16 protein-coding genes and 4 tRNA genes are annotated in these 16,463 nt (G+C 39.5%); 19 read left to right on the top strand and 1 reads right to left on the bottom strand.

Features of this window, described 5'->3' with window-relative positions; translation table 11 throughout:
- Positions 1–8: 8 nt before the first annotated feature.
- Positions 9–1,442 (bottom strand): argininosuccinate lyase, encoded by a 1,434-nt coding sequence (gene argH, locus J655_RS19040; protein WP_002121138.1) that lies wholly within the window; start codon positions 1,440–1,442, stop codon positions 9–11.
- Here argH and J655_RS19045 point away from each other — a divergent pair.
- The 19 genes from J655_RS19045 to J655_RS19135 form a co-directional block, all read left to right on the top strand.
- Positions 1,433–2,572 (top strand): sensor histidine kinase, encoded by a 1,140-nt coding sequence (locus tag J655_RS19045; RefSeq protein ID WP_032052769.1) that lies wholly within the window; start codon positions 1,433–1,435, stop codon positions 2,570–2,572. The two genes, argH and J655_RS19045, sit on opposite strands and share 10 nt — an antisense overlap.
- Positions 2,573–2,632: 60 nt before the next feature.
- Positions 2,633–3,373, top strand: coding sequence for a LytR/AlgR family response regulator transcription factor (locus J655_RS19050; RefSeq protein WP_032052770.1), 741 nt, complete (start codon positions 2,633–2,635; stop codon positions 3,371–3,373).
- A 100-nt stretch (positions 3,374–3,473) separates the two neighbouring features.
- Positions 3,474–4,391: a hydroxymethylbilane synthase gene (gene hemC / locus J655_RS19055; protein ID WP_032037675.1), complete on the top strand. Its 918-nt coding sequence runs from the start codon at positions 3,474–3,476 to the stop codon at positions 4,389–4,391.
- Positions 4,392–4,394: 3 nt separating this feature from the next.
- Entirely contained in the window at positions 4,395–5,162 is a 768-nt protein-coding gene (locus J655_RS19060; RefSeq protein WP_032052771.1) for a uroporphyrinogen-III synthase, read from the top strand.
- 8 nt (positions 5,163–5,170) lie between these two features.
- A complete protein-coding gene (locus J655_RS19065) occupies positions 5,171–6,013 on the top strand; it encodes a hypothetical protein (RefSeq protein WP_032052772.1) in 843 nt (280 codons plus the stop codon).
- A 9-nt stretch (positions 6,014–6,022) separates the two neighbouring features.
- Complete coding sequence (locus J655_RS19070; protein WP_032052773.1) at positions 6,023–7,216, top strand: membrane protein; 1,194 nt, start codon at positions 6,023–6,025, stop codon at positions 7,214–7,216.
- Between the two features lie 7 nt (positions 7,217–7,223).
- Positions 7,224–7,664 (top strand): acyl-CoA thioesterase, encoded by a 441-nt coding sequence (locus J655_RS19075; RefSeq protein ID WP_032052774.1) that lies wholly within the window; start codon positions 7,224–7,226, stop codon positions 7,662–7,664.
- Between the two features lie 194 nt (positions 7,665–7,858).
- Positions 7,859–8,185 carry an H-NS family nucleoid-associated regulatory protein gene (locus J655_RS19080; protein WP_000801427.1) on the top strand — a complete coding sequence of 109 codons (327 nt, stop codon included), beginning with the start codon at positions 7,859–7,861 and terminating at the stop codon, positions 8,183–8,185.
- A gap of 333 nt (positions 8,186–8,518) precedes the next feature.
- Entirely contained in the window at positions 8,519–9,262 is a 744-nt protein-coding gene (gene gspN, locus J655_RS19085; protein ID WP_016144128.1) for a type II secretion system protein N, read from the top strand.
- Positions 9,262–10,098 (top strand): type II secretion system protein N, encoded by an 837-nt coding sequence (locus tag J655_RS19090; RefSeq protein WP_032052775.1) that lies wholly within the window; start codon positions 9,262–9,264, stop codon positions 10,096–10,098. The genes gspN and J655_RS19090 overlap by 1 nt, the downstream gene beginning before the upstream one ends.
- Before the next feature lie 41 nt (positions 10,099–10,139).
- The gene (gene gspD / locus J655_RS19095; protein WP_014208195.1) at positions 10,140–12,410 is read left to right on the top strand and encodes a type II secretion system secretin GspD; all 2,271 of its coding nucleotides are present in this window, start codon (positions 10,140–10,142) and stop codon (positions 12,408–12,410) included.
- 40 nt (positions 12,411–12,450) lie between these two features.
- The gene (locus J655_RS19100) at positions 12,451–13,077 is read left to right on the top strand and encodes an FHA domain-containing protein (protein WP_032006822.1); all 627 of its coding nucleotides are present in this window, start codon (positions 12,451–12,453) and stop codon (positions 13,075–13,077) included.
- A 66-nt stretch (positions 13,078–13,143) separates the two neighbouring features.
- Positions 13,144–13,812 carry a phosphoglycolate phosphatase gene (locus J655_RS19105; RefSeq protein WP_005079407.1) on the top strand — a complete coding sequence of 223 codons (669 nt, stop codon included), beginning with the start codon at positions 13,144–13,146 and terminating at the stop codon, positions 13,810–13,812.
- Positions 13,813–13,920: 108 nt separating this feature from the next.
- A complete protein-coding gene (trpE, locus tag J655_RS19110; RefSeq protein WP_032006821.1) occupies positions 13,921–15,414 on the top strand; it encodes an anthranilate synthase component I in 1,494 nt (497 codons plus the stop codon).
- Between the two features lie 98 nt (positions 15,415–15,512).
- Positions 15,513–15,588: transfer RNA gene (locus J655_RS19115), tRNA-Thr, on the top strand.
- A gap of 54 nt (positions 15,589–15,642) precedes the next feature.
- Positions 15,643–15,726 (top strand) — tRNA-Tyr (locus J655_RS19120).
- 37 nt (positions 15,727–15,763) lie between these two features.
- Positions 15,764–15,839, top strand: a tRNA-Gly gene (locus J655_RS19125).
- 13 nt (positions 15,840–15,852) lie between these two features.
- A tRNA-Thr gene (locus J655_RS19130) sits at positions 15,853–15,927 on the top strand.
- Positions 15,928–16,074: 147 nt separating this feature from the next.
- On the top strand, positions 16,075–16,463 hold a 389-nt coding region (locus J655_RS19135), incomplete at its 3' end, for a GTP-binding protein (protein WP_032052761.1).

Below are 16,463 nucleotides of genomic sequence, written 5' to 3' on the forward strand. Positions count from 1 at the left end.
TTTTATCCTTAAGCGTATAACTGTTCTAAACGTGTATGGGCACGCGCAATTGCAGCTTCAACCTGTTTTGGAGAAGTTCCACCAATATGATCACGAGCATTTACAGAAGCTTCTAGAGTTAAGGCTTTGTCAAACACATCTGCTGTAATTAAGTCAGAGAATTGCTGTAATTGCTCAAGTGTGAGTTCAGATAAGTCTTTTTCTTCCGCAACACCTAATGCAACAGCTTTACCTACAATTTCATGCGCATCACGGAACGCAACGCCTTTTTTCACTAAGTAGTCAGCAAGGTCAGTTGCAGTTGAGAATCCACGAAGAGCAGCTTCACGCATGATTTCAATATTTGGAACCAATGCAGGAATCATGTCTGCAAATGCCATGAGTGAACCACGAACCGTATCGATTGCATCAAATAAAGGTTCTTTGTCTTCTTGGTTATCTTTGTTGTATGCCAATGGTTGACCTTTCATGAGCGTAAGTAAGCTAATTAAGTCACCAAATACACGGCCAGATTTACCACGAATAAGTTCTGGAACATCCGGATTCTTCTTCTGTGGCATGATTGAAGAACCAGTACAGAAGCGGTCAGGAATATTCACAAATTTGAACTGTGCAGAAGTCCAAAGAATAAGCTCTTCTGACATACGTGATAAATGCATCATAATAAGTGCAGCCGCCGCATTAAATTCGATGGCAAAGTCACGGTCAGATACAGCATCAAGAGAGTTTTCAGATACAGCTTCAAAACCTAAAAGTTCTGCTGTATAAGCACGGTCAATCGGATAAGTTGTACCAGCAAGAGCAGCTGAACCAAGTGGCATGCGGTTAACACGTTTACGGCAGTCTTGAAGACGTTCAGTGTCACGTACTAACATTTCAAACCATGCTAACAAGTGATGACCAAAAGTCACAGGCTGAGCAGTTTGTAGGTGTGTAAAGCCTGGCATAATTGTATTTACATTTTTGGCAGCCAAGCCTAACAAGCCTTTTTGTAAACGTTCTAATAATTTTAAAATATCATCAATTTCGTCGCGCAGGTAAAGACGAATATCAGTTGCAACCTGATCGTTACGGCTACGGCCTGTGTGTAATTTTTTACCTGTAATGCCAATACGTTGAGTCAAACGTGATTCAATGTTCATGTGAACATCTTCAAGATCGATGCGCCACTCAAAGTTTCCAGCCTCAATTTCTGAGCGAATGGTGCTTAAACCTTCAATAATGTCATCGCGTTCTGCTTCTGTGAGTACGCCAACTTTCGCAAGCATGGTAGCATGCGCAATCGAACCAGCGATGTCTTGCTTATAAAAACGTTGGTCAAACTGAACAGAGGCGGTAAATTCGGCTACAAAAGCGTCCGTCGCTTCAGAAAAACGACCACCCCACATACCTGAGGTTTGGTCTGGGGTTACTGAATTAGGGGGATTTGAAGATGTGGTCATGGTGGCTCAGTAAAATAAAAAAGAGTATATCACTTGCCGAAGCTCAACAAACAAAGTTGTTTCCTACAGCATACCGAAATCAAAATTCCTCCTATTTTTTTACGAAAAGCGGGCGTTGGCAACACTTATTCGAATTAATTATCGCAAGTAATGTTTTGGCACTGGTTTTGGCATTGGCTGAAGCGCAGTCTTGGCAAGCCTTAAGCGGGGGAAGGCTTTTTCAATACATCGTTTTTATTAACTGGGTAATATTGTCCTTTTTTGCATTGGTTGAACGCTTTCAAGGTTTTTTTAGCAGCTTACGTCAAGAATTTGCTTTGGCTATTGGTTTTGTCATGCTGCAAAGTATTGTTGTTTTGACCACTTTAATCAGTAATTTTTTTCAGTTTAGTCTTTTAAATAAACATGCTTCTTTAACGCAGGACTGGAGTGTTTATTTTACCAATGTACCTTTATATCTAAGCTATGGAATATTACTCGGGGCTTTCTGCTTACGTTATTTATATGTCAGGGAACAATGGTTGCATCAGCAATATGCCGAGTTAAATGCCCGTATTCAGGCCATGCAAGCACGAATTCATCCTCACTTCTTATTTAATAGTTTAAATAATGTGGTGAGTTTAATTGCGATAGATCCAGATAAAGCAGAAAGCATGCTCATCAGTTTGTCGCGGTTATTTCGCGCGAGTTTCCAAGAATTAAAATTGGTGAGTCTGCATGAAGAAATCGAGCTGAGTAAACAATATTTAATGATTGAACAGGTCCGTTTGGGAGAACGTTTAAAAATAGACTGGAAGATCGAGCTTTCATCTGTGCAATTAAAACAGATCACTATTCCTTTATTGACATTACAACCCTTGTTAGAGAATAGTATTTTTCATGGGGTAGAACCAATGATGGGTAAAGCAACCATAGGGGTATTGGTTGAAATATTGCAAAATCAGGTCAGTATAGTCATTACCAACCCATATACAGACGATACAATAAATTCACGGAAAGGGCATGGAATCGCTCTTGAAAATGTTAAGCAGCGCCTGAAAGCGTATTATGGGAACACCGTTAGATTTCAGGTTTATAAAGGTGAAGCTTTATATACCACTATTATGAGCTATCAATATCAAACAAAATAATAAGTCAGTCAGAGTTAACCATAAAAAAATGGACCAAGTTAACGGTGACAAGGAGGATGAATGAAGGTGCTAATTTGTGATGATGAACCACTTGCAGTGGAGCGTTTATCACGTTTAGTTTCAAAGATGGGACATGAGGTTGTATCAACGGCTCATCATGGACAAGAGGCCTTGGAACAGGCACGGCTTCATCAACCGGATGTAATCTTACTTGATATTCAAATGCCAGGTATGAATGGGCTTGTCTGTGCAGAACAGTTAAGTCAGCTAAATCCTCGACCTGCGATTGTATTTTGTACCGCCTACGATCAGCATGCATTGGAAGCTTTTAAAGCTCAGGCTCAAGCATATCTTCTTAAACCGATTGATCCAGTTGAACTTGAGCAAGCTTTAGGTCAGTTAACCCAACTTACTCAAGCACAACTCAATGCATTACCGAATTCTGAGCTTTTACAAGATTTAAAAACACAGCGTCATCAAATTGCCGCAAAAACCTATCGCGGGGTTGAACTGATTCCTGTTGAAAATATCTATTACTTTTTAGCAGATCAGAAATATGTCACTGTGAGACATAAAAATGGCAGTGTATTAATAGATGAAACATTAAAAGAGCTTGAAACCGAATTTGCAGATCAGTTTATTCGTATTCATCGAAATGCATTGGTTGCAGTTGCATATTTAGATGGGCTGGAACTGATCAGTTCGGGTCAATATCAGGTTAGATTGCGAGGCCTTGATGAAAGACTTTCAGTGAGCCGTCGACATTTGTCTACGCTTAGAGAGCGAATTCATCAGCTCTAAATTTAAAAGAGTTATCTTGGACTTGCGAGATTTTACTTGCAATTTTAAGGGATCAAGTTAAGTTTAGGGTGTATTGTTTGACCAGCCCATGCTTGAATTTATGAAAACCTTGAAAATTGCTACACGACAAAGCCCACTTGCTCTTTGGCAGGCAGAACATATTCGTGCCCGTTTAGAGGAGCTTCACCCTGATTTAACGGTGGAACTGGTTAAATTTGTCACGCAGGGCGATAAAATTTTAGATACGCCTTTAGCAAAAATTGGGGGCAAAGGGCTGTTTGTTAAAGAATTAGAAGCAGCACTTTTAGATGGGCGTGCAGACTTAGCCGTACATTCAATGAAAGATGTCCCAATGGCTTTGCCTGAAGGTTTAACTTTAGCAGTAATTTGCGAACGTGAAGATCCGTTAGATGCTTTTGTTTCAAATCAGTTTGAAAAATTCGCTGATTTACCACAAGGTGCAAAAGTCGGTACATCAAGCTTGCGTCGAAAATCTCAGATTTTAAAACAACGTCCTGATTTGCAAATTATTGACTTGCGTGGAAATGTTGGCACACGTTTGGCGAAGCTAGATGAAGGTCAATACGATGCGATTATTCTGGCCAGTGCTGGTTTGAAGCGTTTAGGTTTGTCAGAACGTATCCGTCATTGTTTGACACCAGATATTAGTTTGCCTGCTGTGGGACAAGGTGCATTGGGTTTAGAGTGCCGTGCAGCTGACCAAGATGTATTGGCTTTAATTCAACCTTTATTACACGAAGAAACTGATGTTTGTGTACGTGCTGAACGTGCATTTAATGCCTATCTTGAAGGTGGTTGTCAGGTCCCAATTGCAGGTTATGCCACACTACAAAATGGTCAAATCCATATCGAAGGTCGTGTTGGAAGCCCTGATGGCCAAACATTATTACGTGCTGAACTAACAGATGAAGCCAATAATGCTCAGCAATTGGGTGAAAACCTTGCTCGAAACTTACTTGATCAAGGTGCTGGCGAGCTATTAAAGGCCCTCTACTAAACCATGTTGTTTATTAATACTCGACCTGATACGCGTGCAGCTGAATTAACAGAAGCTTTGCAAAATGAAGGTTATCAGGTTGAGTCTTTACCCCTTTTAGAGCTCGTTGCAAAACCCTTTTCTGAACACTTACTTCAGCTTTACCAACAGTTAATTAAGGCGCAAGCTGTTGTGGTCGTCAGCCCAACCGCTGTTGAAGTGGGTATGGAGTATTTAGTAAAAAGCGGTTTAAAAGTTAGCGATTTAAAGCATATTCAGTGGATTGCTGTAGGGCAAGCAACAGCCAATTGTCTAAACGAATATGGAATAGAAGCACATATCCCAGATGTTGAAACTTCTGAAGGAATGTTGAACCTACCTATTCTGCACAATATGCAACAGACGGGTAGTGTGGCTTTTTGGCGAGGAGAAGGTGGACGCCAATTTATGATGGAGACCTTGCAACAACAAGGAATTGAGATTTTAAATTTTGTTCTATATCATCGGCAATGCCCAGAAGCTTCATATTCTACATTCAAACATCTGACACAGAATTCAAATTATAATTTAAATAAATGGCTCGTCTTAATTACCAGTGAAGCGAGCTGGAAATATTGGTTAGAGCTTTGTTCAAAAAATAATGTACAACCTGATGGTGTATATCTGGTTTTAGGACCTCGTCTTTTTCAAATTGTTAAAGAGTATCGCGATCAGCAACAGGCTCATTTTCACATTATTCAACTTGAAAATTTATCGCCTTCGGGGATGATTCATCACATTCAGGCATTATAAGGATTCGTATGAGAAAACTTGTTTCTATCATCATTTTACTGGGCGTAGCTTGGTTGGCTAAGCTCAGTTACGATATGTGGCAAATTTCTCGTACTGTTCCCGAGCTTAAACAAAGTCTGCTGCAATCAGAACAGCACTATGCCAATTTAAATGATCAATTGGTTGCTTTACAGCGACAGTTGCAGAATCAACCCGTAAGTACAGGGAATAAAACGAGTTCAGTAGCTCAACCAGATGCTCCACCGACAGGTATTGCACCTACAGTTTTAATTAAACAAAAGTTAGATTTAATTCAATTTGCGATTGATCAGCAGCAGTTGATTTATGCAGTTGATCAATTAAATCAGTTACAGCAATCGCTTGTACACTATGAAATTGCTCCTGCATTGCAGCATAGCTTGAATCAATCGCTCGAGCAGGATAAACAGGCAGTTCAACAGTTCACTTTGGCTCAAAATCAACGTCATCAATTAATCGATGATTTATTACAGAACATTGATAAGAATATTCAACAAGCCTTAGCCCAGCCTAAACTTGAAATGGATCAATCCGAGACTGTGTCTTGGTGGGAAAAGTGGTTCCGTATAGAAAAAGTAGAAACGCCGTCTATTAATTTAATGAGTCGAAGCGTTGTGCTTAAAGAAGTGCAATTAAGATTGTTGATTGCCGAACAGGCACTCAATCAAGGAAAAATGACTGAGTATCAAAATGAGTTGCAATCTGTGATGCAAAAGTTAGATGAAATGCCTGATGCAACCAGTCAGCAGTTAAAAAAACGTATTGCTAAAGTGGCACATTTATCTGTGGTGCCAGTTCCTAAACTCTCTACACTTGGGCTAATCGGCTCATAAGGAGGATATATGAAACACCTCCTGTGGGTTTATTTCGTAATCAGCTTAATACTCTTTGCAGCCCTAGCTTTATTTAGTTATGGCTATGGAATGGGGTATGTCTATATTTACTGGCGACAATTGCAGCTGCAAACAAATGTCTGGGGATTAACTCTTACTTTTGTAGTGATGAGTTTTATTGCTCAACTCTTGTGGCTGTGGATTAAACGTTATTCATCTCGTGAACAAAGAAAAAGTGAAAACATCTTCCAGTTTAAAAACCTTCATCCCTATGAACAATTAGGTATTGTTTGGTTATTAGAAGCGGCCGAAGATCAACGTGTATTTATTGAACGTGTTTTTACTCAATCAGGGCTTTTAAAAAATATTATTGATGCCAAGTTTCTGGTTTTAAGTGGGGACTATCCAAAAGCATTGGCTGCTCTCGATCAATCACCACCGATGGCATTTGAATTGGCAGAGTTACAGCGAATTGAAATCTTTTTAGCCGAAAATGAAGCCGATCGTGCATTAACTCATCTCGAATTTTTATATCAACACCAGTTATCACCGTGGTTACAAGAAATAGAAACTGCTTACCAGCAAAGATTAACGGCTTTATGGGGGCAATTAGCGCTGCAACATCCATGGGTATATTTACGTTCTATGAAATACGGTTTGCTAGATGCAGAACACCGTGATTTATGGTTACAGCAGCTTCTTCAGCAATTTGACCAAGCGTCTATCGATGACTTACATGCCTTACAGCAACGTTATTTGGATTTAGAGTCTGAGATTCAAACTCGACCTTATAGCAGTAAGTTATTATGGCTAAAACTATTAGCACGTATGCCAGATATGAGCATGCAGCATGCGGCCTTAACGCTACATTTGTTAAAAGAGCAGTTTGACCCAGAAGTGTTTTATCTATGGTTTCAGCAACAGTTGCTTAAACAAGTTCCAGACTATGCCGATGTTGAAGAAAAAATTATTCAATTTGAAAATCAATATATGAATTTGCCAGTTTTAACCTTTGCAAAATGGCATGTCTATATGGCAACTGGACGTCAAACAGAAGCTGAAACATTATTATCATTATATCAAGATAATATTTTAATGAGCTATTTACGTATTAAGTCTACGCTTAAAGAAGATGACGTGTTAATCAAACAGTTAAATCTAATCTTTGAAAATGATGCAAATTTTTTAAAGTTTAAAATATGAGGTAAAAATGAAAGAACTGTCTGTCTACCCAATAATATATGAACAGAAAGTAGCGTGGGGAGATATGGACGCTTTCGGTCATGTCAATAATGTACAATATTATCGATATATTGAAAGCTCACGTATTTTATATATGGAAGCAATCAATATATTAACCCCACATTTATATACCGTTGTAGCTTCAAGCCAGTGTAAATATTTAAAGCCTGTTTTTTATCCTGACGTATTGAAAGTTGGTGTTCGCGTGGAAGAGCTCCGTAATAGCGCATTCCGTATGGCTTATATATTGTGGAGTGAAACCCAACAACAAATAGTCGCTACTGGTGAAGCTGTTATGGTATGCGTAGATAAATTAACAGAACGGAAATGTGAAATACCACAGGAAATAAAACAAAAAATTATTGAGCTAGAAAAATCAGTTGGGCATGACTTAATACATTTATCTTAAATAAATATTAATAAAATATATTTCATTTATAATTGGTAATGTAATTAAAAGGTAATTTTTTTGGTTATTCTGATGAACACGGCTTTCAAACTATTGCTTATTGAATAGATTATAAATAATATTGGTCTTGATTTTATGTTTTTAAATTTTGTCTGTATTATTTTGAATTGTCTGTAAGACTGGAGTATTTATTAATGAAACCGGATATCAGTGAATTATCTGTTGAAGAGTTAAAGCGCTTACAAGAAGAAGCAGAAGCTTTAATTGCAAGTAAAAAAGATCAAGCAATCGAAGATGCTTATAATCAAATTATCGAGATTGCTGAAAATGTAGGTTTCAGTGTTGAACAACTTCTTGAGTTTGGTGCTCAAAAACGTAAGAAAACAACTCGTAAATCTGTTGAGCCTCGTTACCGCAACAAAAACAATGCTGAAGAGACTTGGACTGGTCGCGGTAAACAACCACGCTGGTTAGTTGCTGAAATTGAAAAAGGCGCAAAACTTGAAGATTTCTTAATCTAATCAAATTGCCATTTTTAAAAGCCAAGCAAATTTGCTTGGCTTTTTTATTGATAAAAATATCTCAAAATTTTGCTATGAATATTATTTAAAAATTGAGTGTTTAAATTGCTCTTTAAATGAATTGTTGAGATCAAATGTGCATTTAGTTCATTGAGCGTCAAGTTTTCATGATTTTGTCATACGTTCAACTTATAGTCTTAATATCGAAGCCAAGCCTGATTGCTTGGTTTTTTTATATGAAGTGAATTGGCGATGTTGAAAAAGTATGCATAATGTCAGACTAGGGAGCTACTCTCAAAATAAGGACGATAATTTGCATGTTGGTAAGGCTGAATGAAGAAAAAGTCTAAGCAATGGAAGTGGTGGTTTTTTGCCCTCATTGCATTTTTAATTTTTATTATTTTACAGATCCCGGCGACGTGGCTTATTTCTAAATTTTCAAAGAATAATCAAACTCTACACAATGTAAGTGGAAATATCTGGCAAGGCCAAGCAGATTGGCGGCGTGGTACTTTGAGAGGCTCGATTCATTGGAAAACTAGACCTCTAGACCTGTTTTTATTGAGGTTCGCTGCTGATGTAGATATCCATAGTGGAAATACCCAATTATCTGGGGTAATGGGCTATGGTGTAGGGAAAAAAGTAATTGTAAAGGCTATGAATGGTCAGGTAGCACCTGAAACATTAAAACAAATTGTGAATTGGCAATGGCCTGCGAACAGCATTCAACTGAAAGATATTGAGTTTAATTATAAGAAAGAGCAGGGGTTCGCAGCAGTTGATGGTCAATTACATTGGGGTGGTGGTGCTTTAATTTATAATATTGGTGATCGTCAAGACCGTATGAATATGCCTTCTTTAAATGGGCAATTAACGGATCAGAATGGACAATTACAAGTTGATATACGTGATCAACGCAGTCAAAAAATGGCGAATCTTTTATTAGATGCCAACATGATGCTTGATGTACAGCTTACCCAAAGGTTATTACTGAATATCCCATCTTATGATGGAAAAGCTGGTTTAGATACGTTTGTCATTAGTTCTCGTCAACCCTTAATACAAGGGGGTAACTAATGAAAGTATGGATTGAAAAATTACAGCAATTACAGTGGCAAAAATTAGACCGGTTAAGTGTAGTTGTATTTGCCTTTTTGGTTTTATGGTTGTGTTGGAAATTAGCTTCATTATTTTGGTGGGTAATTGCTCCTCCTCAAATGATGCAGTTTGATCGAGTCGAGTTAGGATCACAGCAGCCGCAAACTCCTAACATTAGTAATTTTTCGCTTTTTAATGAACCTTCAGCCAATGCGGCTCAGGAAAATGTCAACCTAGAATTACAAGGCGTAATGCTGGGCTATCCGAACCGTTTTTCTTCGGCTGTTATTAAGCTAGATAATATTGCTGACCGATATCGTGTAGGAGAAACAATAGGTTCTACCTCTTATCAGTTAGTAGAAGTTTATTGGGATCATGTGATATTGCGTCAAGGTAATGGAAGTACTCGTGAACTCCAGTTTAAAGGTTTGCCAAATGGTTTGTATCAGCCTATGACACCAGATGCCTCACAGCCAACTGCTACTGCGCCTCAATCATCGGCACCTGTTAATACGGCTCAAGAGGCGTTAGGACAGGCCATTCAGCAAATGCAAGGCAACCGTGAACAATATCTACGTGACATGGGTGTTAGTGGGAACTCCAGTGAGGGTTTTGAAGTTACAGAACGTACACCCACTGCGCTTCGAAATAAGTTAGGTTTAAGGCCGGGTGATCGGATTGTTTCTTTAAACGGTCAAACGGTTGGGCAGGGACAAACGGATGTGCAGTTACTTGAACAGGCTCGCCGAGCTGGGCAAGTGAAAATAGAAATAAAACGTGGTGATCAAGTGATGACCATACAACAAAATTTTTAGTGATAACACGTCACCATAAGAGTTAGGAATTATCGCAAGTTATGGCTTTATTGAATCATCAACGTCCACTTTGGGCATTACTTGCAGCAGCCCCATTGATTGCGACAGTGAGCAGCAGCGTCTATGCCCAAACATGGAAGATCAATTTACGTGATGCTGACTTAACTGCTTTTATTAATGAAGTGGCAGACATTACGGGTAAAAACTTTGCAGTAGATCCACGAGTGCGTGGTAACGTCACAGTAATATCGAATAAACCCCTCAATAAAAATGAAGTTTACGACCTATTCCTTGGGGTCTTAAATGTGAATGGGGTAGTGGCAATTCCTTCGGGTAACACTATTAAGCTGGTTCCAGATAGCAATGTTAAAAATTCGGGAATTCCTTACGACTCGCGAAATAAATTGCGTGGTGATCAGATTGTTACCCGAGTCATTTGGCTTGAAAATACCAATCCTAATGATTTAATTCCAGCACTTCGTCCATTAATGCCGCAATTTGCACATATGGCTGCAATTGCAGGGACTAATGCACTGATTGTTTCGGACCGTGCGGCAAATATTTATCAACTTGAAAATATTATTCGTAATCTAGATGGTACTGGCCAGAATGATATTGAGGCAATAAACCTTCAATCGAGCCAAGCGGAAGAAATCATTACTCAACTTGAGGCCATGAGTGCTACGGGAGCATCTAAAGATTTTAATGGTGCACGTATCCGTATTATTGCAGACAATCGAACCAATCGTATTTTAGTTAAGGGTGATCCTGAAACGCGTAAGCGTATTCGCCACATGATTGAAATGCTGGATGTGCCTTCGGCCGACCGTTTAGGTGGTTTAAAAGTTTTTCGATTGAAATATGCAAGTGCAAAAAATTTATCTGAGATTTTGCAAGGCCTCGTAACAGGACAAGCTGTTTCTTCGTCAAATAGTAATAACAGTTCTTCTAATTCATCGAATCCGATCAATAATTTGATGGGTAATAACCAGAATTCCAGTTCAAATACCTCTGGTTCAAATGGTAGTTCAATTTCTACGCCATCTATTAATTTAAATGGTAATTCGAACAATAATAATCAGAACAGTATCTCTAGCTTTAGCCAAAATGGGGTAAGCATTATTGCGGATAATGCCCAAAACTCGTTAGTGGTTAAGGCAGATCCTCAATTAATGCGCGAAATTGAATCTGCTATTCAGCAGCTTGATGTTCGTCGTCAGCAAGTTCTGATTGAAGCTGCGATTATTGAGGTTTCAGGTAAAGATGCCGATCAATTAGGGGTGCAATGGGCACTTGGTGACATTAATAGTGGTATTGGTCTAATTAACTTTACCAATGCAGGTTCAAGTCTGGCTTCATTGGCAGCAGGTTACTTAACTGGCGGTGCTTCTGGTTTGGGAAGTGCAATTGGAGCCGGTAGTTCAATTGCATTAGGGAAGTATAAAGAGGGTGCGGATGGTTCTCGCCAGCTTTATGGAGCTTTAATTCAAGCTTTAAAAGAGAATACAGCTTCTAATTTATTGTCTACCCCCTCTATTGTAACGATGGACAATGAAGAAGCTTATATTGTTGTCGGTCAAAACGTTCCATTTGTAACAGGATCGGTCACTACAAACAGTACGGGGATCAACCCATACACCACGGTTGAACGTAAAGATGTGGGGGTGACATTAAAAGTTATACCTCACATAGGTGAAAATGGCACAGTTCGACTTGAAATTGAACAAGAAGTTTCAAATGTTCAGGCGAGTAAGGGGCAGGCTGCCGATTTGATTACAAACAAACGTGCTATAAAAACAGCTGTATTGGCTGAGCATGGACAGACAGTAGTCTTGGGTGGCTTAGTATCTGATGATGTTGAATTTAACCGTCAAGGTATTCCTGGGTTAAGCAGTATTCCATACTTAGGTAGATTATTCCGCTCGGATACTCGAAGTAATGTGAAGCGTAACCTTCTTGTTTTTATCCACCCAACAATTGTGGGTGATGCAAATGATGTGCGCCGTTTGTCTCAGCAGCGCTATAGCCAGCTTTATAGCTTGCAATTGGCTATGGATAAAAACGGCAATTTTGCAAAACTGCCTGAGCAGGTTGATGATGTCTATAATCAAAAGATGACACCACCTAGTATTGCCTCTCAGCCGAAAAACTATCAACAGGTTCCTTCAGGTGGAAAAACCTCGACGGTAACTACACCTGTAGCCGTAGAGCCAGCAGTGCAAAAGCAAACTTTACAGTTACCTGATCCTGAAGTTAATCGTACTAAAAATACAGTAACAACAACGACACTGCGCCCAAGCACAGCACAGTAGTAGCATGTTATGATTGATAAAAAATGAATAGGACATACGCATGACTTGGAAACTACAAGCAATTACTGGTGAAATTACTGGCCAAGAAATTAATGTTGATCGTGATATGTTGGTAGGGCGTCATCAAGATGCCGATGTATTGTTGCAAGCTGCTGAAATTTCACGTCGCCATGCTGCATTGCTTCTAAAAGATCAAGCACTATGGGTGCAAGACCTTAATTCATCGAATGGCACATTTGTAAACGATATTCGTATTGAGCAAGAAAAGCAGCTACATGATGGTGATATTGTTCAGTTTGCTAGTTTTAAATTTTCTGTACTAGCGCCTGCACAGAAAATCACGGAATTACCTGAAATTGTAGCCGAGCCTGTACATACGACATCCTCTCCAGATTTAAGCGATCAAGGAATGCCGAGCCTTGCAGAGCGCGCTGCAGAAGTCGAAGTTCGTCGCGATGGTACGCCGCAGAATATTTCTATTCCAAAACCTGCACCTATTCCAGAAGGTGTGGATATCAATGCACAACAGCAAACGCCTATTGCTTTTGATGAGCCAGTTTCTCGTGTTGCTGAAGAAAAAGAGCAACAAAAGAATGCCTCAGTTGGTTTAATCACTATTATTATTTTAGTAATTTTAGCTGTATTGGCATGGTTATTCTTTAAATAATCCGTTGCTGCTTTTACAATCAAGGCATGCTAAACGCATGCCTTTTTAATTTTGAGTAGAAAAAAGATGTCTGTTGCACAACTAAGTAAGCGCGATTTAATTTTATTTGATCTAGATGGGACGTTGGTTGATTCTGCTGCTGATTTGTATCGGTCTATGAATTTAAGTTTAGAGGCGCTAAGTTGGCCATTGGTAACAGAAGTCCAAATACGAGAATGGGTGGGTAAAGGAGCTTCAAAACTCTGTGAAAGTGTTCTGCTTCATATTTTTGGAAAATTAGATCCTGAACAACATAAAGTCTTATTACAAAAATTTATTGATATATATAGTGTAGAACTCTGTGTAAATACTCAAATTTATCCTGGTGTAACCGAGTTTTTAAAACATTGTAAAACTTTGAACATACAAATGGCATGTGTTACCAATAAGCCTGTACAACTTGCCCAAGGTTTGCTTGATGCTTTACAGCTCTCTCCATATTTTCAAGTCGTACTTGGCGGGGATAGCCTACCTGAGAGAAAGCCTCATCCATTGCCATTATTGCATTGCATGCAAAGCCTAAAAATATCTGCTTCACAATCATTAATGATTGGCGATTCAAGTAATGATATTGAGGCTGCGCGTCGTGCTGGAATTGATTGTATTGTGGTTAGCTATGGCTATAATCATGGAGAAAATATCTATGATTGCCAACCTCAGCAAGTTGTTGATAGTCTTGCTGAGTTAATTATCTAATGAATGAAATGGAGATCAGAATGAATAAGCGTATGGTTTTTCGATGGCGTGTCTAAACCGAATCTAGAAAAACACACTTTTAAATCGAAACCATATTAGAGAAAATTCATGACAACATTAGCGCAATTTGAGCAACTCAAGGCTGCTGGTTACAACACGATTCCAGTTTATCGCCAACGCTTAGCAGATACAGAAACCCCTTTATCTGTTTTCGCTCGTTTTAAAGACCACACGCAAGCTTATTTATTTGAGTCCGTCGAAGGTGGCGAAAATTGGGCGCGCTATTCTATGATTGGTTTAGGTGAGTCGACGGTTTTCTCATGTAATGCAGGTGTTCTGTCTATACAACATGCTGATGGTTCAATTACTCAACAAGATTGCCAAGACCCATTTCAGTATATTCGTGAATTTCAGAAGCAATTTAAAGTGCCATCTGCTGAGCTCTTGCCAAACTTACCAAGTTTTACTGGCGGATTAGTGGGTTATTTAGGCTATGATGCAGTCCGTTATATCGAGCCGCGTTTAAAGAATGTTCCTACAGCTGACCCAATTACATTGCCGGATTTATGGTTAATGCTATCAAAGACAGTCATTGTTTTTGATAACCTTAAAGATACTTTATTTCTAATTGTGCATGCGGATACAGAGCAGAGTAATGCTTATGAAGACGCTCAGCAAAAATTAGATAAATTGGAACAGTTGTTAGCTACTCCAGTTAGTTTGCAAGCTAAGCCGCATACACCTCCACATTTTGAATCAATTACTGGTAAAACGAAATTCTTAGAGACAGTCGAAAAAGTTAAAGAATATATACGTGCTGGTGATGTGATGCAGGTTGTTCCAGGGCAGCGTATGGTTTCTGATTTCGATGGGGAGGCTTTACAGGTTTATCGTGCTTTACGTCATTTAAACCCATCGCCTTATTTATTCTTGGTACAAGGACAAACGATTACTGATAAAAAGCCATTCCATATTGTAGGGTCGTCGCCAGAAATTCTTTCTCGTTTAGAAAATGGTATTGCGACAGTGCGCCCTCTTGCAGGTACTAGACCACGTGGAAAAACTAAAGAAGAAGATCTTGCTTTAGAAAAAGACTTACTTTCTGATGAAAAAGAAATCGCAGAGCATTTAATGTTGATTGACCTTGGCCGAAATGACGTTGGGCGAGTTTCTAAAATAGGTAAGGTCCAAGTAACGGATCAAATGGTGATTGAACGCTATTCACATGTCATGCACATTGTCTCAAATGTGCAAGGCGAAGTTCGTGACGATATCGATGCGCTAGATGTATTTAAAGCAACTTTCCCAGCAGGTACTTTATCGGGTGCACCAAAAATTCGTGCAATGGAAATTATTGATGAAGTTGAGCCTGTGAAAAGAGGTGTGTTTGGTGGGGCAGTGGGATATTTAGGATGGCACGGCGAAATGGATATGTCGATTGCAATCCGTACTTGTGTTATTCGAGATAAAAAGGTCTATGTACAGGCTGGAGCAGGTCTGGTTGCGGACTCAAATCCTGAATCTGAATGGAATGAAACGCAAATAAAAGCTCGCGCAGTGATCAAAGCGGTTGAATTATCATCAAACGGATTGATTTTATGAGTTTTTAGCGGTTTTTTTAAAAAAACCGCTTGCATCGTTTGGAAGTTTTGCTAAACTGCACACCGTTCCGATACGAAACGTACGAAACACTAAGAAGAGCCGGCATAGCTCAGTTGGTAGAGCAACTGACTTGTAATCAGTAGGTCCACAGTTCGAATCCGTGTGCCGGCACCATCTTAAAGGTGTGTAGTTGTGAAGTAAAGAACAACACTGAAATAAGTGTGATATGGTGAGATTCCCGAGCGGTCAAAGGGGGCGGACTGTAACTCCGCTACGAAAGTTTCGAAGGTTCGAATCCTTCTCTCACCACCATTAACTTCGATTGAAGTGGTATATATGCCAACACAGTGCGGGAGTAGCTCAGTTGGTAGAGCGGCAGCCTTCCAAGCTGCATGTCGCGAGTTCGATCCTCGTCTCCCGCTCCATCGAAGGATAATCGCTCTTATAGCTCAGTGGTAGAGCACTCCCTTGGTAAGGGAGAGGTCTCGAGTTCAAATCTCGATAAGAGCTCCAGATACAGTTTAGTAGATTTTCTACAAAGATTTAAAAAGCAGGCTTATTAGTCTGCTTTTCAAGTATTGGGTGTTTGATTTTTTAGGCGATATGTCGATGCTGAGTTTTTGCTCAGAATTGTGTTCGACGTAAACGAGGACTATAAACATGGCTAAGGCTAAGTTTGAACGTAATAAGCCACACGTAAACGTGGGCACAATCGGTCACGTTGACCATGGTAAAACAACTTTAACTGCTGCGATTGCAACAATTTGTGCAAAAACTTACGGCGGTGAAGCGAAAGATTACTCACAAATCGACTCAGCACCTGAAGAAAAAGCACGTGGTATTACAATTAATACTTCACACGTAGAATACGATTCTCCAATTCGTCACTACGCGCACGTTGACTGCCCGGGCCACGCCGATTACGTTAAAAACATGATTACTGGTGCTGCTCAGATGGACGGCGCGATCCTTGTGTGTGCTGCGACTGACGGTCCAATGCCACAAACTCGTGAACACATCCTTCTTTCTCGTCAGGTTGGTGTACCTTA

It is taken from the genome of Acinetobacter sp. 1294243 (genome assembly GCF_000588015.1).
Classification (GTDB): Bacteria; Pseudomonadota; Gammaproteobacteria; order Pseudomonadales; family Moraxellaceae; genus Acinetobacter; species Acinetobacter pittii.